Raw genomic sequence first — 21,900 nt, 5'->3', positions numbered from 1 at the left:
CTTCAATACATGCAATTGTCAAAAATACTTCCTATTATTTATACTATTCAATTTCGCCTATTTAGTTCCAAATTACAAAAAAGAAAAACGCATAATTGCGTTTTCTATACTGATAATGTCTTGTTATTCACTTATATAAATTACTTATTATATAACTTGTTTATCCTTTCTTTTATTACCTTTTCATATCCACTTTCTATAGGATTATAGTATTTAACATCCGCAAATTCATCTGGTAGATATTGCTGTGAAACATATCCCTCAGGATAATCATGAGGATATAAATAATTCTTACCATCATGTATTGAATCTAAAATATACTTTCCCTCCATTTTCTTACTAGTTGAGTCTCTTAGGTAATTTGGTACCTGTCCCATCTTACCTTTTTCAATATCCTCTAAAGCATTATTTATTCCTAAATATGCTGCATTACTTTTTGGAGCACATGCAACATATACAGCAGCCTGTGCAAGTGGAATCCTTCCCTCAGGCATGCCTATTGTATTTATAGCTTGAAAAGCAGCTACTGCTAAAATTAGGGCTTGTGGATCAGCATTACCCACATCTTCAGATGCACATATGATTATTCTTCTTGCAATAAACTTAGGGTCTTCACCTGCGTATATCATTTTAGCCAGCCAGTACAAAGTAGCATCTGGATCTGAACCTCTCATGCTCTTAATAAAAGCTGAAACAATATCATAATGCTCATCCCCATTTTTTTCATATCTAATTGCTCTTTTTTGTACACATTCCTCTATAACGTTTAAGGTTAATTTTATAACACCATTTGCTTCAGGGGAAGTAGTTAGAGCTCCAAGCTCCAATCCATTTAAAGCTATTCTTGCATCTCCACTAGAGGCTCTTACTAAATGCTCAATAGCATCGCCATCAATTTCTATGTTAAACTCCCCTAGTCCTCTATCTCTATCATTTATTGCTCTATCTAATATAGCTCGAATGTGTTCATCCTTTAATGGCTCAAGCTTAAAAACCATAGATCTTGATATAAGAGCCTTATTTACTTCAAAAAAAGGATTTTCTGTTGTTGCACCTATAAGTATAAGTGTCCCATTTTCAACATAAGGTAAAAGAGCATCCTGTTGAGTTTTATTGAACCTATGTATTTCATCAATAAATAAAATAGTCCTTTTATTATACATTCCAAGTATTTCTTTGCTTCTATCTATTACTTCTCTAATATCCTTTACTCCTGATGTCACTGCATTTAACTGTTCAAAATTTTTTTTAGTAGAATTAGCAATTATTTTAGCTAATGTTGTTTTTCCAGTGCCAGGAGGACCATAAAAAATAACAGAGCTCAATTTGTCTGCTATTATTCCTCTATATAGAAGCTTACCCTTGCCTATAATATGCTCCTGACCAATAAACTCCTCAAGGGTATTTGGCCGCATTCTATCTGCCAAAGGGGCTGATTTTTTTATATTCATTTCGGCACTTAATTGAAATAAGTCCATATAGCTTCTCTCCTTAAAAAAACCTCTCCACACAGTTTTCTGAATAACTCATATGGAGAAGGTTTCATGTATAATCATAGTTCTTAAATTTTTCTTACTATAGAACCCGATATGGGATAAGAGTAGTCAACTCCATCTACGACTTTTATTATCGCCAATATTGGAAAAATTACAGTTGCTATTCCAACGACTATTAATAATGGTATTCCTATAAGGACAAATATTAGTATAACCGATATAATACTGGCAGCAGCCATCATAATTTGAAAGCCTAAAGCTTCTTTTGCTTGCATCTTAACGAAACCATCACTCGATACTAAAAGAGCTATTATTGGGGCAATTATAGGTATCCCAACAAATACGCCTAGATGGGCTAATGCACATAGCAGCTTCTGTTCAGTAGTCAGCATTCCATCAACCTCCTTAATACATTAATTATAATATAATATTATGCAAATTAAAAGAGTATATGTGAAAATATCTTTAGCGAAGGTTGAATTTTGAAACACTTCCATTTAAATAAATACTTTAGCTACATATTCTGACGTCGATGTACTTAATATTCCTCCATAGCTTAGCTTAAAAGATACTTTATCTCCTACTTTATAATTTTTCAAGCTATCAGTAACATCAATTATTAAGTGATCACTACTGCCTCCAAAAATAGTTATTTTTTCATCTTCGGGAACTATGTTATCTATACTTACATCTTGTTTACCGATGGCACATATTGCCCTTTTTCTTATACCTTTATCTTGGAATACAGGTTTGTTACCAAAGGCATCCATTCCTATCTCTCCAATAGGTAGTGAAGGCTTGTCCTTTATCTCTATAATTTCAGTAACTAATCTAAAGCAATCTTCATAGGTGTCTTCCATAATATTACCAAATGCAGTTTCTCTTCCCAGAACTATAGATTCTCCTAATCTAAGTTGATTGATACCTTTTGGAACACCTTCTCCGCCGTCAAGAAGATATAAGCTACTTGAATTTCCACCAGAAACTATTTCAAGTTTTATTGAAAATTCTTTTTCTATTTTTTCTTTAATATTAACTAAATGATTTAAGTTTTCATGCTTAGGTATTACACCAGCATAGCATGTAAGATTTGTTCCTAAACCTAATAACTTAATTCCTTTTAATCTTAAAATTTCCGCTACAGTTTTTAATGTTTCTTCTTCATCTAATATACCTTCTCTTAAATCTCCTAAATCTATCATCAAAATAATACTATGGATTTTTGACCTGTCCACAGCCTTTTGTGAAAGTACTCTTATAGTTTCTAATTCAGAGTTTAATGATATATCTGCAAATTGCACTACTTCATCAGCTTGGCTTATCATTGGTAACCTGAGTAGAAGCTTAGGAACTTCTATGGATTGTAAGCGTTTCAGGTTTTCAATTCTGGAATCAGCAAGTACCGAAGCACCAGATTCGACTAGAACCTTTGCTATTTCTGGCATTCCACAAAAAACTTTAGTTACAGCAGCCACATTAATACCATTATTATTACATAAGGATATTAGCTTTTTTGCATTATGCCTAATTTTATCTAAAGATATCTCTACTCTTGGATACATTTTGTTCCCCCTATCTAATATATTTTATATCCTTTAAATTAAAAATAATTAACTCATGCTCAGCATGACAAAATAGATATTATTTAGGGTTGGTATGAAAACCAACCCTAATTTCCAGTAGTTAAAGGTGTCTATTAGAGCAATTCCTAATGCTAAATGATTGCTCATATGCTGAAATAGTAGAAAGCCATCACTATTTGATTTTTAAGCTATCTTTTAAAAGCTTAATTGCGGCTTCTGGATATTTCTCTGATAATACACCTAATGAAGCCATAATATAATTATTGTCAACTAATATTTTTGCCTCTTTATTTGGCAGTAATTCATTTCCTTTATTGCTTAGTGCAATACTTTTCATAATATCTTCCCTATTAGGTAGTCTTGTCAGTGCTCCCCCAGTACCAACTATATACCTAATGTTTGTTAAATCCTTACCTTCTGCTATTGTTTTCTTGCCATTTGGTCCGTACAAATCTCTAAATTTTCCAGCATGTCTCTTTACTGCTGTTACCACAGCTTCAAGAGTCAATTCTTCAACAAACCTCTTTTCTAAATTAGATACAGGAATGGGCTTATGATTCTCAACTAGATTAGTTAATTCATCCGTTCTAATATCTAGTTTACTAGCCAAATTGTCTAGCCCAATTCTATCTACAATGTTTTTCGAGTTTACATATACTCCAAGATCGCCTTCTACCGTTCTCTTAGATATTGGCTCAGGGCTCACTAGTATTCTATTTACTTCATCACTGCCTTCTGTGACAGAATGAACATCTGTGGTGGCTCCTCCAACATCTAATACTAGTACATCCCCAACTTCTTCCTTTAGCAGTTTTGCTGAGAGCATTACTGCTCCAGGTGTTGGTATAATCGGCCCATTCACCATTTCTCTTACTTTCCCCATTCCAGGTGCATGAATAATATGCTCTTCAAATACTTCCTGTATCACTTTCCTTGTGGGCTCTATATTAAGCTGGTCGATTTTAGGATAAACATTATCCACAATATATAGCTTTGTATGAGTATCTTTAAATATTTCCCGAATCTCTTCCTGATTTTCTATGTTTCCTGCATATATTACAGGTATGTCTAATTTTAGCCCCCTAATCAATTCTGCATTATGAATAGCTGTATCCCGTTCACCATAATCTACTCCCCCAGCAATCAAAATAATATTAGGATTGATTTCTTTAAGCTTATTTAAATCCGTTCTTCTCATTTTCCCAGCAGTAATCATATGAAGATTTGCCCCAGCCCCTAAGGCTGCTTCCTTTGCTGCTCTTACAGTCATGTCATATACTAGACCATGAACAGTCATCTTTAATCCCCCTGCAGCACTGCTTGTAGACATAAGCTCATCATACTCTATGTCACTTACCTTAAGGCTTTCACTCAAATCCCTAATGGCTGTTCTAAGACCTATATTGACATCCCCCTCTCCTACACTTGTAGGAGCTTGACCCTGACCCACAAATGTAGGGCAGCCATCATATATTCCACTAAATGCATTTACTACTGTTGTAGTACTACCAATTTCAGCTACTAAAACATTAATTCTCATTCAACATTTCCCTTCTTTTTTTAACAAGAAAAGTAGCTACATGTACTCCCTTGGTTCCTCTTCCAAATCCTGCGTCTACTCCCTGTTCTACAGCTAACTCATTAGATACCTGTGTTCCACCACAAGCTATAATAATTCTATCTCTTATACCTTTCTCTACACATAGCTCATGAATTCTTCTCATATTTTTATAATGAATATCATCATGGCTAATAATTGTTGAAGCAAGTATAGCATCTGCGTTTAGCTCTATAGCTGCATCTATCAGTTTTTCAACAGGTACTGAAGTTCCAAGATAGTGACATTCTATACCATATCCTTCTATTCCACCATGTTTAATATCTATTATCTCTCTTAATCCAACAGAGTGCTCATCTTCGCCTACTGTTCCAGCTACTATTTTCATTGGACGAGCTTCTATCTCTTTTCTTATTTCATCATCTGACATAACCTCTGGCTTTGGTGGTATTACAAGCTTGCTTGTATCTATTGTAAATGGTACTCTTCCCTTTAATTCTATTCTTGTACCTTCTGCTGCTTGCATTATTTCTTTATGAATAACTTCCACATCTTCAAGGCCTAATTTTTTACCTATTTCAATAGCCGCAAATTCAGCAGTTCTCTCGTCAGTTGGTAAGAATAACGTTATCTGAATTATGCCATCACCTTGCCATTCCATTTCAGGCTTTATTTTTGTTGTTTCTCTTAACTCTCTTGTTTCTTCCATTCTTACATTTACATTGTCAGTTTCATCTAGTTCATCAATATATATTATCTTGTCTGGGTCTTCAAATGTACATCCTCCAATAAGAACTGATGGGTTATCTACTGCATTCTCATCATATTGTGCTATATTGTTATATCCAAAATGAGCAGTAACTGGCGCCATGTAGTCATGTTCTCTTTCATATACTGTGCCTACACCAATACCTCCATCAATCTTTCTAACAATACCATCTCCATTTCTTTCAGGATAATATCCTGAGTCTACGAAGAATCCTTCTTCTACAGCTTTAAAGTATCCTCCCACTTCAAGCATTTCTTCCATAAATAGTATAGCTCTTTCTTTCAATTCTCTGACCTTATCAGCAAGCTCTCCACCATCTCTTTTTATTTCTACCATTTCAGCAAGTCCATCCATACCTATTAAAGCCTGTTTAGCTGTATTAGTACCTTCTATGTTATATATATGCCATGGAACATTTCTTCCTTCATCAGGAGTTATAGTAGATTGAATATCTGCTCTAGTAAGCTTTGAAATCAGTAGATTAAGAGTATGTGTTACTGTAGCCTCTCTTGTTGAAGAGCCCATATACTTAGTATTCTGCTGAGCTCTCATCTTATATTCTTTAAATAGCTCTCTAAGGGCAACTGCATAAGGCAAGTCAATTCTCATACAAGGAGCTGGTGGTGCTGTTGGAGGTACAGTAGATAGACATATGTTCTCTTTCTTCATACCTATCTTTACAGAATACATAGAGTTAATAGCATGCTGTACCATAAGCTCTGGCATAACCTTCCATGCTTCTCTAGCTGTAGCATTTGCATTGTGAGCTCCATCAATTTGAGCCATATCAGCCCAAGCCATTACTTTTTTAGCCACTGCAGCATCTACAAAAGACCTAATCATATTAATATTTCTATATAGAACATTGTATTGTGGGTCTTGATGAGCACCATTTACTCCTTCTTCTGCAAACATAACTGCTATTTCAGGGCCTGCTACTCCACTAACATAGGAATGGTAATTAATTGGTCTTCCAACCTCGTCTTCTATTAAATCAAGAGCTTTTCTTTGCGCTCTAACTTGCTTTCTAGTAATAGGTATACCTCCTATACCCTGAGGCGTTCCTTCAATTAGTCCATCAAAATGGCTTTGTCCTGCAGTTCTAATAACCATTAAGTGGTCTGCACCGTGCCATGCAGCCATTCTCATTCTTCTGATGTCATCCTCAAATCTGCCTGATGCAATTTCAGTAGTAATAACAGAATCTGGCTGTGGATCAATATCATCAAAATAATGAGCAGAAGGCAAAGGTTGACTCTGATCTAGATTTTCAGATGTATCATAGTACTCGAATTTTCCTATCTGTCTTTTTTGTCCTACACCCTCTCTCCAATGCCAACCTCTTCTTCTAGGTCTATAGTTTTCAAGATTTTCTAATATATTTGATATGTTTAGCTTTTCATTAGGCTTTAGTTTCATTATTTTTCACCTCCTGCAAATATCTTCATAATCTCATCCCACATCTGACCTTCTGCAAGTTTTAACCCTGCTTCCCTAATACTTAAACTATAGTCTTTAGACAATCTATATACTAAATGTCCTACCCCTTTGCCCAACAATCCTCTATCTATAGCCCCATTAACAATGGCAGTAGCTTCTATACTAGAAAAACCCATTCTAAGTAGTACTGACCTCTCTATAGATGGACTAGTATGTTTTTCAGCTAGCTCTACAAGCGGATTTACTATTTTCTCAGCTAACTCCCAAAAGCGTGCTTCTAGTTGTTCTTCTGATAAGTCTTTTAAATGCTGTCTTCTAGTTTCAAAGTCATCTTTTCTTTTCATTTCTACACCTCCAATTAAATATCTATTCCTAGTTCTTTTAATGTACTGATAACGAAATCTGTATTAGATTTGCTATCTTCAGCTAAAAATTGAATATCTTCTTCTGAGAAAGAGCTCACATTCATAATATCTATACAGTTTTTAATATAGGATCTTCTAAGTTTATTTAAGTCCAAATCTCTTGCCTTTATTAGTCCTGGATGTTCCGGTAATATAATATTTTCTCCTGGAATTTCATCTTCAGGATTTCCAATAATAATCTGGATTCCATTTTCTCTAGCAAAAGTAAGTTGAGGCTGTATATGCTTACCTGCACCAGTATATTCAGTTTCCTGTACTAAGACTATTTTATCTTGATCTAGTTCCTGTGCAATTGAAAATGCTGCTGCCAAAGATGTATTGCCTGCAGGACCTCTCTCTATCCCTTCTATCTGAGCTAATGCCTCTGTTATGTAGAATACTTCACCTTGATTTACTGTAACATATCTATCTAAGTATCTAAGAGGTCTTCCTGCTGACCTAGGCACATCAGAACGATCTGGCCAAGTAGAAAATGGTATTCCAAAACCAGTATGCCCAGTGGTAAATGATTTTCTATTAAACTGTTTATCACTTGCCATATGCAGACCTTTCAGATTTACACTGGCACCGACAATTTGTGTATTGAGTGCACCTGCTTTAATTAGCCCCCTAGCAGTTCCTGTTAGGTTTCCTCCTCCTGCATTAGTTGCCACTACCACATCCGGGTCTCTCCCTTCTCTTGCTCTAAATTGCATAGCTATCTCATAGCCCAATGTTTCCACACCTGCAATACCAAAAGGAGTATACAACGATGCATTAAAGTACCCAGTATCTTCTAACAGTCTTAAAAATGTGTAAAAAAGCTCTGGACCTACTGATAATTGAACTACTTCAGCGCCTAGCGCCTCACACTTTCTAGCCTTTTCAACTATTTCAGGCTGACCAACGCCTTTCGAATCATAACATTCTTGAACAACAATACATTTAAGTCCTCTCATGGCAGCTTGACTAGCTACTCCAGCTCCATAGTTACCACTTGTAGCAGCTATAACGCCTTTATAGCCTAGTTTCTTTGCATGATAAACGCTTATGGCTGCTCTTCTAGCCTTGAAGCTTCCTGATGGATTTGCTGCTTCATCTTTTATGAATATTCTAGCCCCCTTTCCTTTAGGAGCTAATTTCCTAGCTAGTTTAGTGAGGTTTTTTAGCTCTAGTATTGGAGTATTTCCTACTCCTGTCTTACTTTGTATTTCTTGCATTTCTTGTAATGTATAGCCTGTTTCTCTCATCATTCTCTCATAGTCAAAGGCTATTCCCCCAGTTTCAAACTTATCGTAATCGATACCTATAGCTTGTTTCATAATCTCTTTCTTTCTAGCCATAACTGCATCGTAGCTTATATCCTTATTCATTTTCCTCACCACCTTCAAGAATGTCCCTTAACTGCTTACCTATATATAATAGCTCTGGAACACATTTCCCAAAATCATGTTCATAATAAGGATTTATCTCTATTAATTTACCAGATACTTTCCTGCCAATATAGGTTTCTATATTTACTTCATCTCCTATCTTAGCCTCATCGTCAAGAAGAAAACCCTTAGTCCATATTTCAAGAGGGACACTTCTAGTGTCTTCTGGCACCTGTGATGCTCTCTGGTCAGGAGTCAATACAATATTATGTATTCTTACCCAATCACCTTTTCTTGCAATTTCCACTATATTCACCCTACTTTCTAATTAAATCTCTCATATCCCCCATAATTGCTCTTGGAACTGGTAAGTCTATCATTGTCTTTAGTCCTGGTTCTGCGTTTATAACATGAGGAATCATATTAACACACATAGCTATAGTACCTAATCCACCCTCTACTTCTGGTTTAATAGCCATATTTACTTCAGGAGTGCCTTTTATTGTTATGTAGTCTCCAGTATAAGTACCTTCCATTTCTGGCTCTATTTGCTGTGGATGTATCATATCTATTTTAACTTCTCCATTTACATATCCTTGCCCTGTCATATTTACACCAGCTACATCTCCAGCCTTAGCAAATCCAAATGGAGATTTTCTATCAACGCTAGTTACTATAGGTTTCATTTGCTGTTCTATTTTTTCAACTTCCCATCCTATTGCTCTTGCAATCATCTGTATGGACTCTGGGAATCCAACATGTCCTGCTAATGTGCCGTCTGCTACCCCTTTTTCAAATTCCTCTACTGTTAATCCAACTCCCTGTTCTTCCATTACAGCAGGTCCAAATGGTGACAAGCTGTTTACACGCTTCGCCTCTATATGCTCTACATCAATCATACATCCTGTTAAGCATACTACTAATAGGTCCATTATTAATCCTGGATTTATTCCTGTACCTAAAACTGTGACACCGTTTTCCTTAGCTATATTATCAAGTTCCTTAGCTAATTCTGGACTTTGAGCATATGGATATGCCATTTCTTCTGCAGTTGATATTACATTGACCTTCTTTTCTAGTGCATATTTTAATTTAGGGAAAGCATTCTTAGTAAAGGAATCAGTAGCACACAAGCAAATATCACAGCATTTCTCAGTTAAAACTTCCTCTATTTTGTTTTTAATGATTACTTCTGGTCTACCTTCACTTTCAGTACCTAATACTTCATAAATACTTTTACCTACTTTATTTGGGTCTAAGTCGCAAACCCCAACAATCTCTACGCCTTTTTTCTTTAAAAGCATCCTTGCCATTCCACTACCCATGGCACCAAACCCCCAAATAACTACTTTTACATTATCCATAAACTACACCTCCAAAATATTTTTAAATATTGTTAAAATAATGCATAAAAAATACAATAAAAAAATACATAAATAATCACTTAGTATTAATGCAATATCTTTGCCAATAAAACATATAATTAGCTAAAGTTCTTTTTAAGCCTTTATTACATATAAAGCTTTTAGAAAAAAGAAGAAACAAAATAAAAAAACGCAAATAAATTTGCATCGCTATGCAAATTTATTTGCAGTTATAAAGGTATTTCATATTTTTTTATTTTATGTTGTAACGTTTGTCTTTTTATTTTTAGAATCCTTGCAGCTTCAGAAATGCTATATCCAGCTTCGTCCAAAGCCTTTTGTATCAATTTTCTCTCTATGGATTCCATTATTTCCGTTAATGGTTTGCGCGAATGAATTATATCATTATAATTAGATTCATCTTCTAGCGCACTAGGTACAAATCCATAAAAATGTTCATTTTTCAAAACGTGTTCATCCTTAGGAATCAGATTCATTGCACCTTCAATAAGATTTTCAAGTTCTCGAACATTTCCTGGCCAAGAATGTTTCATAAAGTTTTGCATCATATCCTGTGAAATGACCCAAACATCTTTATTGAATAATTTGTTAAACCTTTTTATGAAGTGTGCGCATAAAAGTTTTATATCATCTTTTCTTTCCCTTAAAGGTGGAACATTAATTGATATTACATTGAGCCTATAAAAAAGGTCTTTCCTAATGGTCCCTTTATTTATTGACTCAATAGGGTTTTCATTAGTGGTAGCTATTATTCTCACATCTATAGGGATTTCTTTTAAACCTCCAACCCTTCTAATATAACCTTCTTGAAGTACCCTGAGGAGCTTTGCTTGTAGAGAAACGCCCATTGAGTTTATTTCGTCTAATAATAACGTACCTCCATTAGCCTGCTCAAATAAACCAGGTCTATCTACTGCACCAGTGAAACTCCCTTTTACTGTACCAAACAAAATTCCCTCCAATAAGGATTCCGGTAAAGCTGCACAGTTTTGTCCTATAAATGGCTTATTTTTTCTGCTTCCATCATAGTGTATACTTTGAGCAAAAAGCTCTTTTCCAGAACCTGTTTCTCCATAAATAAGAACACTAGAATTAGAATTCCTTGCCTTTCTAGCTATATCTACAGCTCTTACAAAACTTTCATTATAACCTATTAAATCTTCAAATCTATATTTATTGTCATAATATGAGACTTTTTTTTCTTGTTCCCCTATTAGCTCTGCTTGTAAATCTACCAATTGTTCAGATAGCTTTTGAATGTTTGTAACATTTCTCGCAATTTCCAAAGCTCCTAGGATGGTTTTGTCCTTTTTAATAGGGATAGTTGTATTTATAGTAGTGATTTTTTTACCTTTATAATTTAGATATGTCTGAGTTCTATCGATTATTTTTTGTCCAGTATTGACAACACTTAATAAAGTACTTGTATGCTCGTTTAGACTAGGAAATAATTCTAGTAACTGCCTATTAATAACTTTTTCTCTTTCTATGCCTTCTAGTTTAGCCATTGATTCATTATAAAATATTGTTTTGCCATCAGCATCTACTACATGAATCCCTACATCTATATGCTGCAAAATTTTTTGCAGTAATAGCTTTTCAAACTCATGAGACCTCATATAATCATCCCTTTTCTATCCTTACATTATTTAAGCTGTATAATAGCGGCCATTCTTCCTGTTTTGCCATTATCTTTTCTATAAGAAAAGAATTTATGGTTATTACAGCTAGTACATAATTCAGATATGGTTATATTTCTACTTAATACCCCGTTTTCCTCTAATATCTTTTTATTTGCATTCCATAAATCTAGTTTCCATGTGCTTGTAGTCTCTCTCATAAGAACATCTTCAATAGATGATAAATTTTCTTTAAATCTATCATATACATCTTTTCTAACTGTATAACAACATGCCCCTATAGAAGGACCTATTCCTACTAATATATCTTCAGGATTCGAACCATACATATCTTTCATTGTATTAATCATTTTCTCACCTATCCTTGCCACAGTTCCCTTCCAACCTGCATGAGCAACTCCCACTACTTTTTTCACTTTATCGAGATAAAATAGTGGAACACAGTCAGCGTAAAAGGTCAGAAGCATTAGATCTTTTACATTAGTTAAAAGCCCATCAACTTCTTTATAGTCTAAAGGTTTAACCAAACCTTTACCAGCATCCTCTTCAGTAATTATTCTAATAGTTGTTCCATGTACTTGGTCTGATAACACTATTTTTTCTATTGAAACATTAAAAGCATCTGATATTTTTTGAAAATTCTTCATTACATTTTCTTTTTTATCTTCAGTTTTTATACCTAAATTTAAGGTATTAAAAGGCTCAGGGCTTATACCACCAATTCTAGTAGTAAACCCATGTTTAACTAGTCCTGTTTCATCAAAGCTAGGGATTATATAATACTCAAGTCCATTTATTTCTCTTAACTCAAAGCCTATATTTTCATTCACAATATCACCTCTATTAACATTCTATATAATATTACGAGAAACATGGTGTAAACACTAAGCGAACATTTGCAGGACATGAGTGTAATTCTTAGTGAATGCAGACATGAAATCCGTTAAACAAACAATTAAGGTAAGGTCAGCATACGCTGACATAAGGAGTTACGACGAAATCAAAGATTTCTGTAACTCCATTAACCGAAGCGAGTTTGCAAGTTGTAGGATTTCATGTTGGAATGAACTATAGAATTATTCATGTCCGATTATGACCTAACCCGATTCATGAAATGAATCGATGGTAGGTCAAATGCAACTCTTACCAAATTTATGTGAGCTTAGCGAGCTAATAAATTTGTGTAAAGAGACTGCTAACCGAGAGCGTGTGTTTCCAGCATGTTCCTTTACCTAAAATATTTTAAAAGGACTCATATGAGTCCTATTTTTCATCAAGTATTTTCTTAAGTTCATCCATAAATGTATTCAAGTCCTTAAACTGTCTATACACCGAAGCAAATCTAACATATGCTACTTCATCAATATTTTTAAGCCTATTCATAACCATTTCTCCTATGAGATCAGTGGTTATTTCCCTTTCCATAGAATTAAATAAGGACTTCTCGATTTCATCAACCATATCTTCAATAACCTTAATAGAAACAGGTCTTTTTTCACAGGCTCTAATTATTCCGTTTAGGAGTTTATTTCTATTGTATGATTGTCTATTTCCATCCTTTTTAATTACTACAAGAGGTATATCTTCAATCTTTTCATAAGTTGTAAATCTCTTACCACACTTAGTACATTCTCTTCTTCTACGAATAGCTTGTCCTTCATCTGTAGGCCTAGAATCAATTACTTTGGATTCATAATAATCACAAAAAGGGCACTTCATCTTTTTCCCCTCCATTTTGCTAAGTCTTAATCAAATTATATTACATCTTTTATTTAATGTCTACTTCTAAACATGCCATTTGCTTGATTGGTATTATTTCTAAACCTCTCTATCCTCTCCTCCATAGAATAAAAAATCATCAGTGCTTGTGTTAAGATCTACTAAAATAACATCTGAGCCTATTCTAACAATGTTTTGCCACCTTATAACATAGTCTTGATTCTTACCAAACAAGCCTAGTATTCTTCCTGGTCCTGGTAAGACAATAGCTTCAATTGTTCCTTTCTCTAAATTCACTTCTAAATCTGATATATACCCTATTCTTGTCCCATCCCTTACATTTATTACTTCCTTTTCACGTAAATCAGTAGTCTTTACCATTGTTTCACCTTCTTTAAAATAATTATATACTATATATATTAACTTAACACATAGTATTATTACTAATATTTGACCAGTGAAACAATGGTAAGCCTTTAATATTGAGCTAAACTAAATTAGCTTCCTCATATGTTTTAAAGCTGTTTTCTCTAGTCTCGATACCTGCGCTTGAGATATTCCTATTTCTTCAGCTACCTCCATCTGTGTCTTACCTTCATAAAATCTTAGATTGAGAATTAATTTCTCTCTATCGTTTAGCTTTCTTATAGCTTCTCTCAAAGCAATCTCCTCCAACCAAGTTTCATCTTCGCTTTTTTCATCACTTACCTGATCCATAACAAATATTGCATCGCCACTATCATGATATATAGGTTCAAATAATGATATAGGATCTTGAATTGCATCTAAAGCAAAAACTACTTCTTCTTTTGGTAATCCTAGTGCCTCGGCTATCTCAGTAATTGTAGGTTCCTTTGAATTTTTATTTACTAGGTGATCCCTAGCTTGTAGTGCCTTATATGCAATATCTCTCAATGATCTGCTTACTCTAATTGAATTATTATCCCGTAAATATCTTCTAATTTCCCCAATAATCATAGGAACAGCATAAGTAGAAAACCTAACATTTTGTGATAAGTCAAAATTATCTATTGCTTTTATTAGCCCTATACATCCTACTTGGAACAAATCATCAACATGCTCGCCTCTTTTACTGAATCTTTGAATAACACTTAGAACTAATCTCAAATTTCCTTTAACAAATTCTTCTCTTGCACTCATATCGCCTGCATGTATTCTATCAAATAATGCTCTCATTTCACTATTAGTAAGTACTGGTAGTTCTGAGGTGTTTACTCCGCATATTTCTACTTTATTTATATGCATATAAGTAATTCATTCCTTTCTTGATGTTTTGCCCCTTTTACATAAAAATTATTGCCTTCTTTAAGTGTTATTATTCAACAATTGATGTAAATAGATTAAGCTATATAAAAAAATTAGACCATGCTCTGACTCTATATAGATAAAATATGCCATCTATAGCCTTTGAGCAGGTCTAAGTACATAAAAGTTAATTTTTAAATCATTTTGTTAATTTCCTTTTTTAATCTTTTTATTATTCTTTTCTCAAGTCTAGATATATAAGATTGTGAGATACCTAAAAGATCTGCAACCTCTTTTTGTGTTTTTTCCTCACCATTTTTAAGACCAAATCTAAGCTCCATGATTTTTTTCTCACGTGATGTTAGCTTGCAAATGGCTTGATTCAATAAGTCCTTATCTATTTCTTCTTCTAAGCATTTAAATATCACATCATTTTCTGTACCCATTATATCTGATAAAAGTAATTCGTTCCCATCCCAATCAATGTTTAAAGGCTCATCAAAAGAAATTTCTGCCTTAAATCTGCTATTTCTTCTAAGATACATAAGTATTTCATTCTCAATACACTTTGAAGCATATGTGGCTAGTTTAATTTTTTTATCTGGCTTAAAGGTATTAACTGCTTTTATTAAACCAATCGTTCCAATTGAGACTAAATCCTCTACTCCTATCCCCGTATTTTCAAACTTTCTAGCAATATATACTACCAATCTGAGGTTTCTCTCTATTAAAATAGTTTTTACATTTTCATCATCCTCTAGTCTAGATACTAGATAATTTTCTTCGTCTGGAGTTAAAGGTGGAGGAAGAACCTCGCTTCCTCCGATATAAAATATGTGTCCTTCATCAAATATATTTAGCTTCTTTAGTATCCTTATATACTGTATTCTAACAATAAGCTTCAGCCTATTAAATATTTTTCCCATCTAAATAACCTCCTTTTGAGTAAACATCTCAGGATGCAACAGAGCAACATATTTTTCATCATTTGAAAGATTATTGTTGTAAATTCCAACTATAATATCGCAAAACGACTTATCTTCATCATCTTTTACTACAACATTATCTGGCTTAAAACCTATTAACATACCATTTTCCTTTCCTAAAGATTTAAATGGTATTAGTCTAAACTTTAAACCAGTAGCATTATCCATCATAATTTCTGAAATAACCTGTAAGTCGTTCTCTTTGTATTTCTCAAAGATACTTTGTACTTCACTTGGTAAGAGTTCTTTTATGGCCGAAAACTGAATGATTATTACTGGTGTTTGTGTAAGAGGGTCTCTTAATAAATTTCCTGTATCTAACAATCCCATTATTTCAACAGCTTTATTGTTTAAACTAACAATTATAGGTATATAAATCTTACTCTTTGTCAAAATTGATTGAATATATCCCCAAACTATCTTAATAAGAACATATGATATGGACACAGCAAGTACTAGTATTTTTACAGGAAAATCCTTAATGTAAAATATACCATTTCCTGCGTATGCCTCTATATCAGCTAAATAGAATAATGCTAGTGATGCTCCAGCAAAAATAAAAGCCATTACATAGAAAGTTGATATAAGTCTTATAAATTTTTTGATTTTCATCGGATTAAAAGCTACTATTATAATTAAGATGGATACAGCCAACTTTATAATGAATTTTGTCATAAACATTAATAAAGGAAAGAATATGACTAATGCATAGGCTGCTCCAATAAAAGAAGCTAATAATAACCTAACATTATTCGCTTCTGTTTTTGTAAACTTTCCAGTTAAATATAGTAATATATAATTAATCACCATATTTTCCAGTAAAAGATATTCTGCATATATGTACAAACCACTGCCCCCTTTTTGTACATCCTCATTCTAATAAACTTTTATTCATATCATTTTATTTTTATGTCTATTATAATACAACTACTATTAGAATTATGTCATATACTGAAGTCGAAAAAAAACCCTTTCTATAAAATAGAAAGGGTTATTTATCTCTTCTCCTTAAGAAAGTTGGAATATCTAGTTCGTCAGTATCAAAATGTTTTGGTTCTGGTGTAGTTTTTTCTTTAGCTTTTTCATTAGAATTTGCAAAAGAAACCGGAGACTTGTCTATTACTTTTTCTTGTTTAATACTATCAAAGCCTGTAGCAATGACCGTTATCTTAATTTCATCCTTTAGGTTTTCATCTAAACCAGCTCCAAAGATAATAGCTGCATCTGGATCAACTGCTTGTCTAATAAGATCAGCAGCATCATTAACCTCAAAGATTCCTAAATTCGGTCCCCCTGTTATATTCAATAATACACCTTTTGCACCTTCAATAGAGGTTTCTAGCAATGGACTATGTATAGCCTGTTTAGCTGCTTCAGTAGCTCTGTTTTCACCGCTTGCCTTCCCTATTCCCATATGCGCTAAGCCTTGATTTAACATAACGGTTTTCACATCGGCAAAATCTAGGTTTATTAATGCAGGCACTGCAATTAAATCAGATATACCTTGAATACCTTGTCTTAAAACATCATCAGCTATACTAAAAGCTTCTACAATAGATGTTTTTCTCTCTACTACCTGTAATAATCTATCATTAGGGATAGTCACTAATGTATCTACTCTCTTCTTTAGCTCTTCAATTCCTTTTTCTGCATGCATCATTCTCTTTCTGCCTTCAAACATAAAAGGCTTCGTAACTACTCCAACAGTTAATATGCCAAGTTCTTTTGCTATTTCTGCCACAATAGGTGCTGCACCTGTTCCTGTTCCACCACCCATACCTGCAGTTATGAATACCATGTCTGCACCCTTTAAAACTTCAGTTATCTCATTTCTACTCTCTTCTGCAGCTTTCATTCCAACTTCAGGATTAGCTCCTGCTCCAAGTCCCTTAGTTAGCTTTTCTCCTATTTGAAGCTTTATCTCAGACTTAGAAGAGTGAAGAGCTTGTTTATCAGTGTTAATAGTGATAAATTCAATTCCCTTTACTTGATTGTCAATCATTCTGTTAACAGCATTGTTTCCACCACCACCAACTCCAATGACTTTAATATGCGCAAATTGTTCTACATCTACTTCAAAATCGAACACTTCATTACCCCCTTATTATATACGAAACATTTATTATTTAGTTTCTATATTGATTCTTATCTTACCACTTTTCTTCTTTTTTCTTTATAATTTGCTTTTTTTCTTCTTCATAATATATTATTCTATAAAATATTTAATTTTCCTCTTTAATAAATCATATATGATAGCTATTTTATCGGAAAATATTGGTTCGCTTTTAGTTCATATGCAATATACTTTACTTTTTTAACTATATTTCCTTCTTTGATCCTAGATTATTATTTTATTTGAAAAATATTAAGATTCTAGTTTGAATCTTTCTTTCTAAAAATCAATCTTCTTATAATGGCAAAGTTTTGGAATAGCCTTCCACCAAAAGCAAAAATCGCTGCATAGTAGAGAGGTACACCTAATCTATCACCTATATATGCTAAGAATGCTGCTAAAATTGAGTTCCCAAAAAATCCCGAAACAAAAATTTCAGTATTAAATTTTTGTTCTAATGCTGCTCTTAATCCACCAAAGACTGAGTCGAGACAAGCTAATATTGCAACTGATACATATAAAGAATAGCTAGCAGAATAAGTTATAGGTAGGTAATTACCTATCAGTACTCCAATTATTATACCAACAAGAGCTAACAGAATCACAATTATTCACCTTCTTCTATTTGTTTTGCGTACTTAAACTCTTCATTAACCCAGTTATATTTGGGTATAGACACATTGTCCTTCATAATCGTTTCGACTCTAAGCTTATTGACCTCCTTCAAAATCCAACCATAGGTATTTGGTGCACTTACAGATGCATAAAGTAGCTTAGGATCCCCTATTGCAGTTATGACAAATGGTGGAGCTGAGCTTCTGCCATTAAATCTAATTGTAGGTCCACCACATTTAATTTCAGATCTGGACATAACTCTATGGCCATTGATACTTATAGCTTCTGCTCCAGCTATCTTTAAATCATTTATAATCATTTGTATAGTAGAATCATGAACGATATCATCATTTATATGACCACCAACTATTTCATCATCTTTGTTGTCATCAATTATAATTCTAATTCCAGGACCTTGAACATCTTCTAAACCTGATACTAACCTTAATTTATCTATCTCTTCGATTAAGTGTTCTGATATATCTGCCTCTTCATCATTGATTACACTTTTAAGTTTTTCTAATTCTCTTTTTCTTTCTTCTGTCAATCCTTTTATATCATCTATCTCTTTACGAATATTGCTTATTTCATTCTTCATTGTCTGTAAATTTTTCAATGAAACTAAATCATAGTCCTCTATATTCTGATTCATCTGAAAAGATAACAGAAATCCCAGAAGAATAGAAAGGATTACAAGCCAAGCCATTCCTGTATTTTTCTTCTCGCCCATTTTATAATCCTCCATAATTTAATTTGATATTTCTTCTACTGGTTGAGCATATCTAAATTCTTTAATTTTTCTATATTTAGGAATAAATATATTTTGCTCTTGTTTAATGTGTATATCTAAATTAAGTGCATTTTCCATAAACCATATAAGCCCATGTTTAATACGAAGTGAATTTTCTAAGTCATCAGCCTTCCCTATTGCCTTAATGACAAAAGGTGGTCCAAGAGATGAACCATTTACCTCTAAGTGGTCTGCAGCTTTAACTATCTCTGTAAAGCTTGTATATCTTTGATCATTTATTGATATAGCTTCTGCTTCCGTAGCGTTGAGAACACTTATTATCTGGAGAATATACTCATAATTATCTACAATAATACTAGAATCTCCGCCAAATACAACTTCGGCTGGAGGGTCATTTATTTCAATAGTAATCCCAGGTCCCTGAACATCCTCATAACCTGCTAAATTTCTATATTTTTCTATATCTTTATACAAGTTTTCTAAATAAACATCCTTCTCTGCTTCACCTTTTTCATACTGCTTTAGCTTAGCCTCTAAATTATCTAATTCATTTCTTAGTGCATCTCTTTCATCTTGAACCTTTTTATAGTCAATTGCCAACTGTTGGGCTCTCTGTGTAGGTATGGTTCCAGAACCTATTGAATTCTCAACAGTCTTAAATTGAATTGCTAGAATTGTACCTAATGCAATACAAACTAAGATTATAGCTACCTTGCTCTTAATATCATTCATTTTCCCACTCCTAATCATTTTCCTTAATTATGATTGCATTATTTCCTTTATCTAAATGAATTGTTCGATATCCTTGATTTTTGCTTTCTAACTCTTCTAAAATGGATATAAGAAAATTCAATTTATATTTTACATCATCTAAGGTGCCGAATGCAACCTTTCCTCCACTTTCCATATAAATATCCACATTATTGTTTTCGTCAATGGTCACTTTTTCAAAAGATTTAGATATCCCTAACATTCTGCTGCTATTAATAAACTCAAAAACTTTTGGCATCATTTCTTCATCACTAAATTGTATCTTTTCTCCTATTTTGGGGCTAATTATTTCTATTCCATATATCTCAATAATTTCCTCATCACTTTTTTCAGATAATATGTTTAGAATAATACCTTCCTCATCAATATATACATATGAACCTGTATAGTTTATAATAGCAATCTCTTTTCTTTCCTCTATCTCAATTAATATCTTGTTTGGTAACTTTCTCCTGATTATAACATCTTTTACATATGGATGGAATAATATATTTTCCTTTACCACTTTTAAGTTTATTTTAAATATATTTTCATCTATTATTATGCCTGATGCAAGTATTATTTTTTCATCTGTAATTTTATCATTTCCATTGACCTCTACACTTGAAATATGAAAGAAGCTTGTCTTAGTGTAGAGAATAAAAAAAGTTGAAGCTAGTAGTATAATAATAAAAAATATAAGCCTGTTTTTTTTCTTTTTTATTTTTTTATCTATTTTACCCATTATTACCCTCCAATAGGCTTGTCCTTGAGGTCTTAAGCAGCATACGCTGCCTAAACTTTCCTAATGTCTGCATTCAAAGCAAGAAGGTCCTTTTCTAGACTATCATAACCTCTTTCTATATGAAAAGTATCCTCAATTACTGTGGTTCCATTAGCTGCCAAAGCTGCTAAAACTAATGCAGCTCCTCCTCTTAGATCCTTTGAAGTAACTTTTGCTCCTGTAAGCTCTTTTACTCCCTTAATTATAGCAACCTTCCCCGCAATTTTTATATTAGCACCCATTCTAACAAGTTCTTCTACATGTTTAAATCTATTCTCAAAAATTGTCTCAGTAACTATACTTGTTCCATTGGCAATACTAAGTAAAGCAATCATTTGTGCTTGCATATCTGTAGGGAATCCAGGATATGGCAATGTTTGAACTGTTTCAATAGCATTAATCTTTTTAGGACCAATTATTTTTAAAGTAGTACAGTTATTATATATCATACATCCTGTTTCTTTTAGCTTAGCTATTATAGATTGAATATGTTCCACCTCTATATTTTTCAGTATAACTTCTCCACCAGTAATTGCGGAAGCAACCATATAGGTACCAGCGACTATTCTATCAGGTATTATAGTATGTTCTACGCTAGTAAGATTATCTACTCCGTCAATTCTTATTATGCTTGTTCCTGCTCCATGAATCTTAGCTCCCATCCCATTAAGGAAATTCTGAAGATCAATTATCTCAGGTTCACGTGCTGCATTTCTAATTATAGTAGTACCTTCAGCCTTTACAGCAGCTAGCATAATGTTTTCTGTAGCACCTACACTAGGAAAATCTAGCTGTATATCACAACCTTTTAACTTCTCCGCTTTACAGTGTAAAAAGCCATGGGACTCTTCAATAGTAGCTCCTAGTTGTCTAAGTGCTTTTAGGTGTAAATCAATAGGTCTAGGACCAATTTCACATCCCCCAGGATAGCTTACGACTATCTCTCCGCATCGAGTCAGCATTGCTCCCATTAATATAATGGACGAGCGCATTTCCCTTACAAGTTCTTCTGGTATTTTTATTTTAGAGAGATTTCTTGAGTCTACAAAGATTACATTGTCAACTCTATTGATCTTACATCCTATAGACACTAAAATTTGCTCCATAACCTCTACATCTCTTAAATTTGGAGTATTAAAAATAGTACTTGTATTGTTGTTTATAACAGTTGCTGCTAAAATAGGTAGCACCGCATTCTTGGCTCCAATTACTGGTACTTCTCCAACTAGCCTCCTGCCACCTTCTATGATATACTTACTCATTATTAC

General features: G+C 33.4%; 22 protein-coding genes. All 22 read right to left on the bottom strand.

Annotated elements, in window-relative coordinates; all coding sequences use genetic code 11:
* Positions 1-140: 140 nt before the first annotated feature.
* The 22 genes from DW1_RS08255 to murA all read right to left on the bottom strand — a co-directional run bounded on the left by DW1_RS08255 (position 141) and on the right by murA (position 21,894).
* The gene (locus DW1_RS08255; protein ID WP_074350135.1) at positions 141-1,478 is read right to left on the bottom strand and encodes a replication-associated recombination protein A; all 1,338 of its coding nucleotides are present in this window, start codon (positions 1,476-1,478) and stop codon (positions 141-143) included.
* Between the two features lie 83 nt (positions 1,479-1,561).
* Positions 1,562-1,888, bottom strand: coding sequence for a DUF4870 domain-containing protein (locus DW1_RS08250; RefSeq protein WP_074350134.1), 327 nt, complete (start codon positions 1,886-1,888; stop codon positions 1,562-1,564).
* A 105-nt stretch (positions 1,889-1,993) separates the two neighbouring features.
* Positions 1,994-3,058, bottom strand: coding sequence for an ornithine racemase Orr (orr, locus tag DW1_RS08245; protein ID WP_074350133.1), 1,065 nt, complete (start codon positions 3,056-3,058; stop codon positions 1,994-1,996).
* A 193-nt stretch (positions 3,059-3,251) separates the two neighbouring features.
* Positions 3,252-4,619 (bottom strand): GlmL-related ornithine degradation protein, encoded by a 1,368-nt coding sequence (locus DW1_RS08240; RefSeq protein WP_074350132.1) that lies wholly within the window; start codon positions 4,617-4,619, stop codon positions 3,252-3,254.
* Entirely contained in the window at positions 4,609-6,825 is a 2,217-nt protein-coding gene (gene oraE, locus DW1_RS08235) for a D-ornithine 4,5-aminomutase subunit OraE (protein ID WP_074350131.1), read from the bottom strand. Before oraE ends, DW1_RS08240 begins: the two co-directional genes overlap by 11 nt.
* Positions 6,825-7,190 carry an ornithine aminomutase subunit alpha gene (locus DW1_RS08230; protein WP_074350130.1) on the bottom strand — a complete coding sequence of 122 codons (366 nt, stop codon included), beginning with the start codon at positions 7,188-7,190 and terminating at the stop codon, positions 6,825-6,827. Before DW1_RS08230 ends, oraE begins: the two co-directional genes overlap by 1 nt.
* A gap of 14 nt (positions 7,191-7,204) precedes the next feature.
* The gene (ortB, locus tag DW1_RS08225; RefSeq protein WP_074350129.1) at positions 7,205-8,623 is read right to left on the bottom strand and encodes a 2-amino-4-oxopentanoate thiolase subunit OrtB; all 1,419 of its coding nucleotides are present in this window, start codon (positions 8,621-8,623) and stop codon (positions 7,205-7,207) included.
* On the bottom strand, positions 8,616-8,939 hold the full coding sequence (gene ortA / locus DW1_RS08220) for a 2-amino-4-oxopentanoate thiolase subunit OrtA (RefSeq protein WP_347499710.1): 324 nt from the start codon (positions 8,937-8,939) through the stop codon (positions 8,616-8,618). The genes ortB and ortA overlap by 8 nt, the downstream gene beginning before the upstream one ends.
* A gap of 1 nt (position 8,940) precedes the next feature.
* Positions 8,941-9,987, bottom strand: a complete 1,047-nt coding sequence (gene ord, locus DW1_RS08215) for a 2,4-diaminopentanoate dehydrogenase (RefSeq protein ID WP_074350127.1) — start codon at positions 9,985-9,987, stop codon at positions 8,941-8,943.
* 230 nt (positions 9,988-10,217) lie between these two features.
* Positions 10,218-11,627: a sigma-54 interaction domain-containing protein gene (locus tag DW1_RS08210; protein ID WP_074350126.1), complete on the bottom strand. Its 1,410-nt coding sequence runs from the start codon at positions 11,625-11,627 to the stop codon at positions 10,218-10,220.
* Positions 11,628-11,653: 26 nt separating this feature from the next.
* Entirely contained in the window at positions 11,654-12,478 is an 825-nt protein-coding gene (gene pgeF, locus DW1_RS08205) for a peptidoglycan editing factor PgeF (protein ID WP_074350125.1), read from the bottom strand.
* 433 nt (positions 12,479-12,911) lie between these two features.
* Positions 12,912-13,367: a transcriptional regulator NrdR gene (nrdR, locus tag DW1_RS08200; protein ID WP_074350124.1), complete on the bottom strand. Its 456-nt coding sequence runs from the start codon at positions 13,365-13,367 to the stop codon at positions 12,912-12,914.
* 99 nt (positions 13,368-13,466) lie between these two features.
* The gene (locus DW1_RS08195; protein WP_074350123.1) at positions 13,467-13,748 is read right to left on the bottom strand and encodes a YlmC/YmxH family sporulation protein; all 282 of its coding nucleotides are present in this window, start codon (positions 13,746-13,748) and stop codon (positions 13,467-13,469) included.
* A 111-nt stretch (positions 13,749-13,859) separates the two neighbouring features.
* Entirely contained in the window at positions 13,860-14,633 is a 774-nt protein-coding gene (gene sigG / locus DW1_RS08190; RefSeq protein ID WP_074350122.1) for an RNA polymerase sporulation sigma factor SigG, read from the bottom strand.
* Between the two features lie 194 nt (positions 14,634-14,827).
* Positions 14,828-15,559 (bottom strand): RNA polymerase sporulation sigma factor SigE, encoded by a 732-nt coding sequence (gene sigE, locus DW1_RS08185; RefSeq protein WP_143474386.1) that lies wholly within the window; start codon positions 15,557-15,559, stop codon positions 14,828-14,830.
* Positions 15,560-16,465, bottom strand: a complete 906-nt coding sequence (gene spoIIGA / locus DW1_RS08180) for a sigma-E processing peptidase SpoIIGA (RefSeq protein WP_074350121.1) — start codon at positions 16,463-16,465, stop codon at positions 15,560-15,562. It lies immediately after the preceding gene.
* A gap of 145 nt (positions 16,466-16,610) precedes the next feature.
* The gene (gene ftsZ, locus DW1_RS08175) at positions 16,611-17,708 is read right to left on the bottom strand and encodes a cell division protein FtsZ (protein ID WP_074350120.1); all 1,098 of its coding nucleotides are present in this window, start codon (positions 17,706-17,708) and stop codon (positions 16,611-16,613) included.
* Positions 17,709-17,992: 284 nt separating this feature from the next.
* Positions 17,993-18,331 carry a small basic family protein gene (locus tag DW1_RS08170; RefSeq protein WP_074350145.1) on the bottom strand — a complete coding sequence of 113 codons (339 nt, stop codon included), beginning with the start codon at positions 18,329-18,331 and terminating at the stop codon, positions 17,993-17,995.
* Positions 18,332-18,339: 8 nt separating this feature from the next.
* Positions 18,340-19,077, bottom strand: a complete 738-nt coding sequence (locus tag DW1_RS08165) for a DUF881 domain-containing protein (protein WP_074350119.1) — start codon at positions 19,075-19,077, stop codon at positions 18,340-18,342.
* An 18-nt stretch (positions 19,078-19,095) separates the two neighbouring features.
* Positions 19,096-19,830 (bottom strand): DUF881 domain-containing protein, encoded by a 735-nt coding sequence (locus DW1_RS08160; RefSeq protein WP_074350118.1) that lies wholly within the window; start codon positions 19,828-19,830, stop codon positions 19,096-19,098.
* A gap of 10 nt (positions 19,831-19,840) precedes the next feature.
* Positions 19,841-20,593, bottom strand: coding sequence for a cell division protein FtsQ/DivIB (locus DW1_RS08155; RefSeq protein ID WP_074350117.1), 753 nt, complete (start codon positions 20,591-20,593; stop codon positions 19,841-19,843).
* Between the two features lie 50 nt (positions 20,594-20,643).
* The gene (murA, locus tag DW1_RS08150; protein WP_074350116.1) at positions 20,644-21,894 is read right to left on the bottom strand and encodes a UDP-N-acetylglucosamine 1-carboxyvinyltransferase; all 1,251 of its coding nucleotides are present in this window, start codon (positions 21,892-21,894) and stop codon (positions 20,644-20,646) included.
* Between the last annotated feature and the right edge of the window lie 6 nt (positions 21,895-21,900).

Origin of the sequence: Proteiniborus sp. DW1 (genome assembly GCF_900095305.1) — a bacterium.
In the GTDB taxonomy this organism is placed as follows: Bacteria; Bacillota; Clostridia; order Tissierellales; family Proteiniboraceae; genus Proteiniborus.
Note: the sequence above shows the minus strand (reverse complement) of the source record. Positions and strands in the feature narration are given on the sequence as shown.

Coding starts and splice junctions, on each gene's coding strand:
- sigE (WP_143474386.1), bottom strand. CDS start 15,559: ATGGGAAAAATATTTAATAGGCTGAAGCTTATTGTTAGAATACAGTAT.
- oraE (WP_074350131.1), bottom strand. CDS start 6,825: ATGAAACTAAAGCCTAATGAAAAGCTAAACATATCAAATATATTAGAA.
- DW1_RS08195 (WP_074350123.1), bottom strand. CDS start 13,748: ATGGTAAAGACTACTGATTTACGTGAAAAGGAAGTAATAAATGTAAGG.
- DW1_RS08165 (WP_074350119.1), bottom strand. CDS start 19,077: ATGGGCGAGAAGAAAAATACAGGAATGGCTTGGCTTGTAATCCTTTCT.
- nrdR (WP_074350124.1), bottom strand. CDS start 13,367: ATGAAGTGCCCTTTTTGTGATTATTATGAATCCAAAGTAATTGATTCT.
- DW1_RS08240 (WP_074350132.1), bottom strand. CDS start 4,619: ATGAGAATTAATGTTTTAGTAGCTGAAATTGGTAGTACTACAACAGTA.
- DW1_RS08160 (WP_074350118.1), bottom strand. CDS start 19,830: ATGAATGATATTAAGAGCAAGGTAGCTATAATCTTAGTTTGTATTGCA.
- DW1_RS08250 (WP_074350134.1), bottom strand. CDS start 1,888: ATGCTGACTACTGAACAGAAGCTGCTATGTGCATTAGCCCATCTAGGC.
- DW1_RS08155 (WP_074350117.1), bottom strand. CDS start 20,593: ATGGGTAAAATAGATAAAAAAATAAAAAAGAAAAAAAACAGGCTTATA.
- murA (WP_074350116.1), bottom strand. CDS start 21,894: ATGAGTAAGTATATCATAGAAGGTGGCAGGAGGCTAGTTGGAGAAGTA.
- DW1_RS08230 (WP_074350130.1), bottom strand. CDS start 7,190: ATGAAAAGAAAAGATGACTTTGAAACTAGAAGACAGCATTTAAAAGAC.
- ortB (WP_074350129.1), bottom strand. CDS start 8,623: ATGAATAAGGATATAAGCTACGATGCAGTTATGGCTAGAAAGAAAGAG.
- sigG (WP_074350122.1), bottom strand. CDS start 14,633: ATGCATATAAATAAAGTAGAAATATGCGGAGTAAACACCTCAGAACTA.
- orr (WP_074350133.1), bottom strand. CDS start 3,058: ATGTATCCAAGAGTAGAGATATCTTTAGATAAAATTAGGCATAATGCA.
- ord (WP_074350127.1), bottom strand. CDS start 9,987: ATGGATAATGTAAAAGTAGTTATTTGGGGGTTTGGTGCCATGGGTAGT.
- DW1_RS08210 (WP_074350126.1), bottom strand. CDS start 11,627: ATGAGGTCTCATGAGTTTGAAAAGCTATTACTGCAAAAAATTTTGCAG.
- DW1_RS08255 (WP_074350135.1), bottom strand. CDS start 1,478: ATGGACTTATTTCAATTAAGTGCCGAAATGAATATAAAAAAATCAGCC.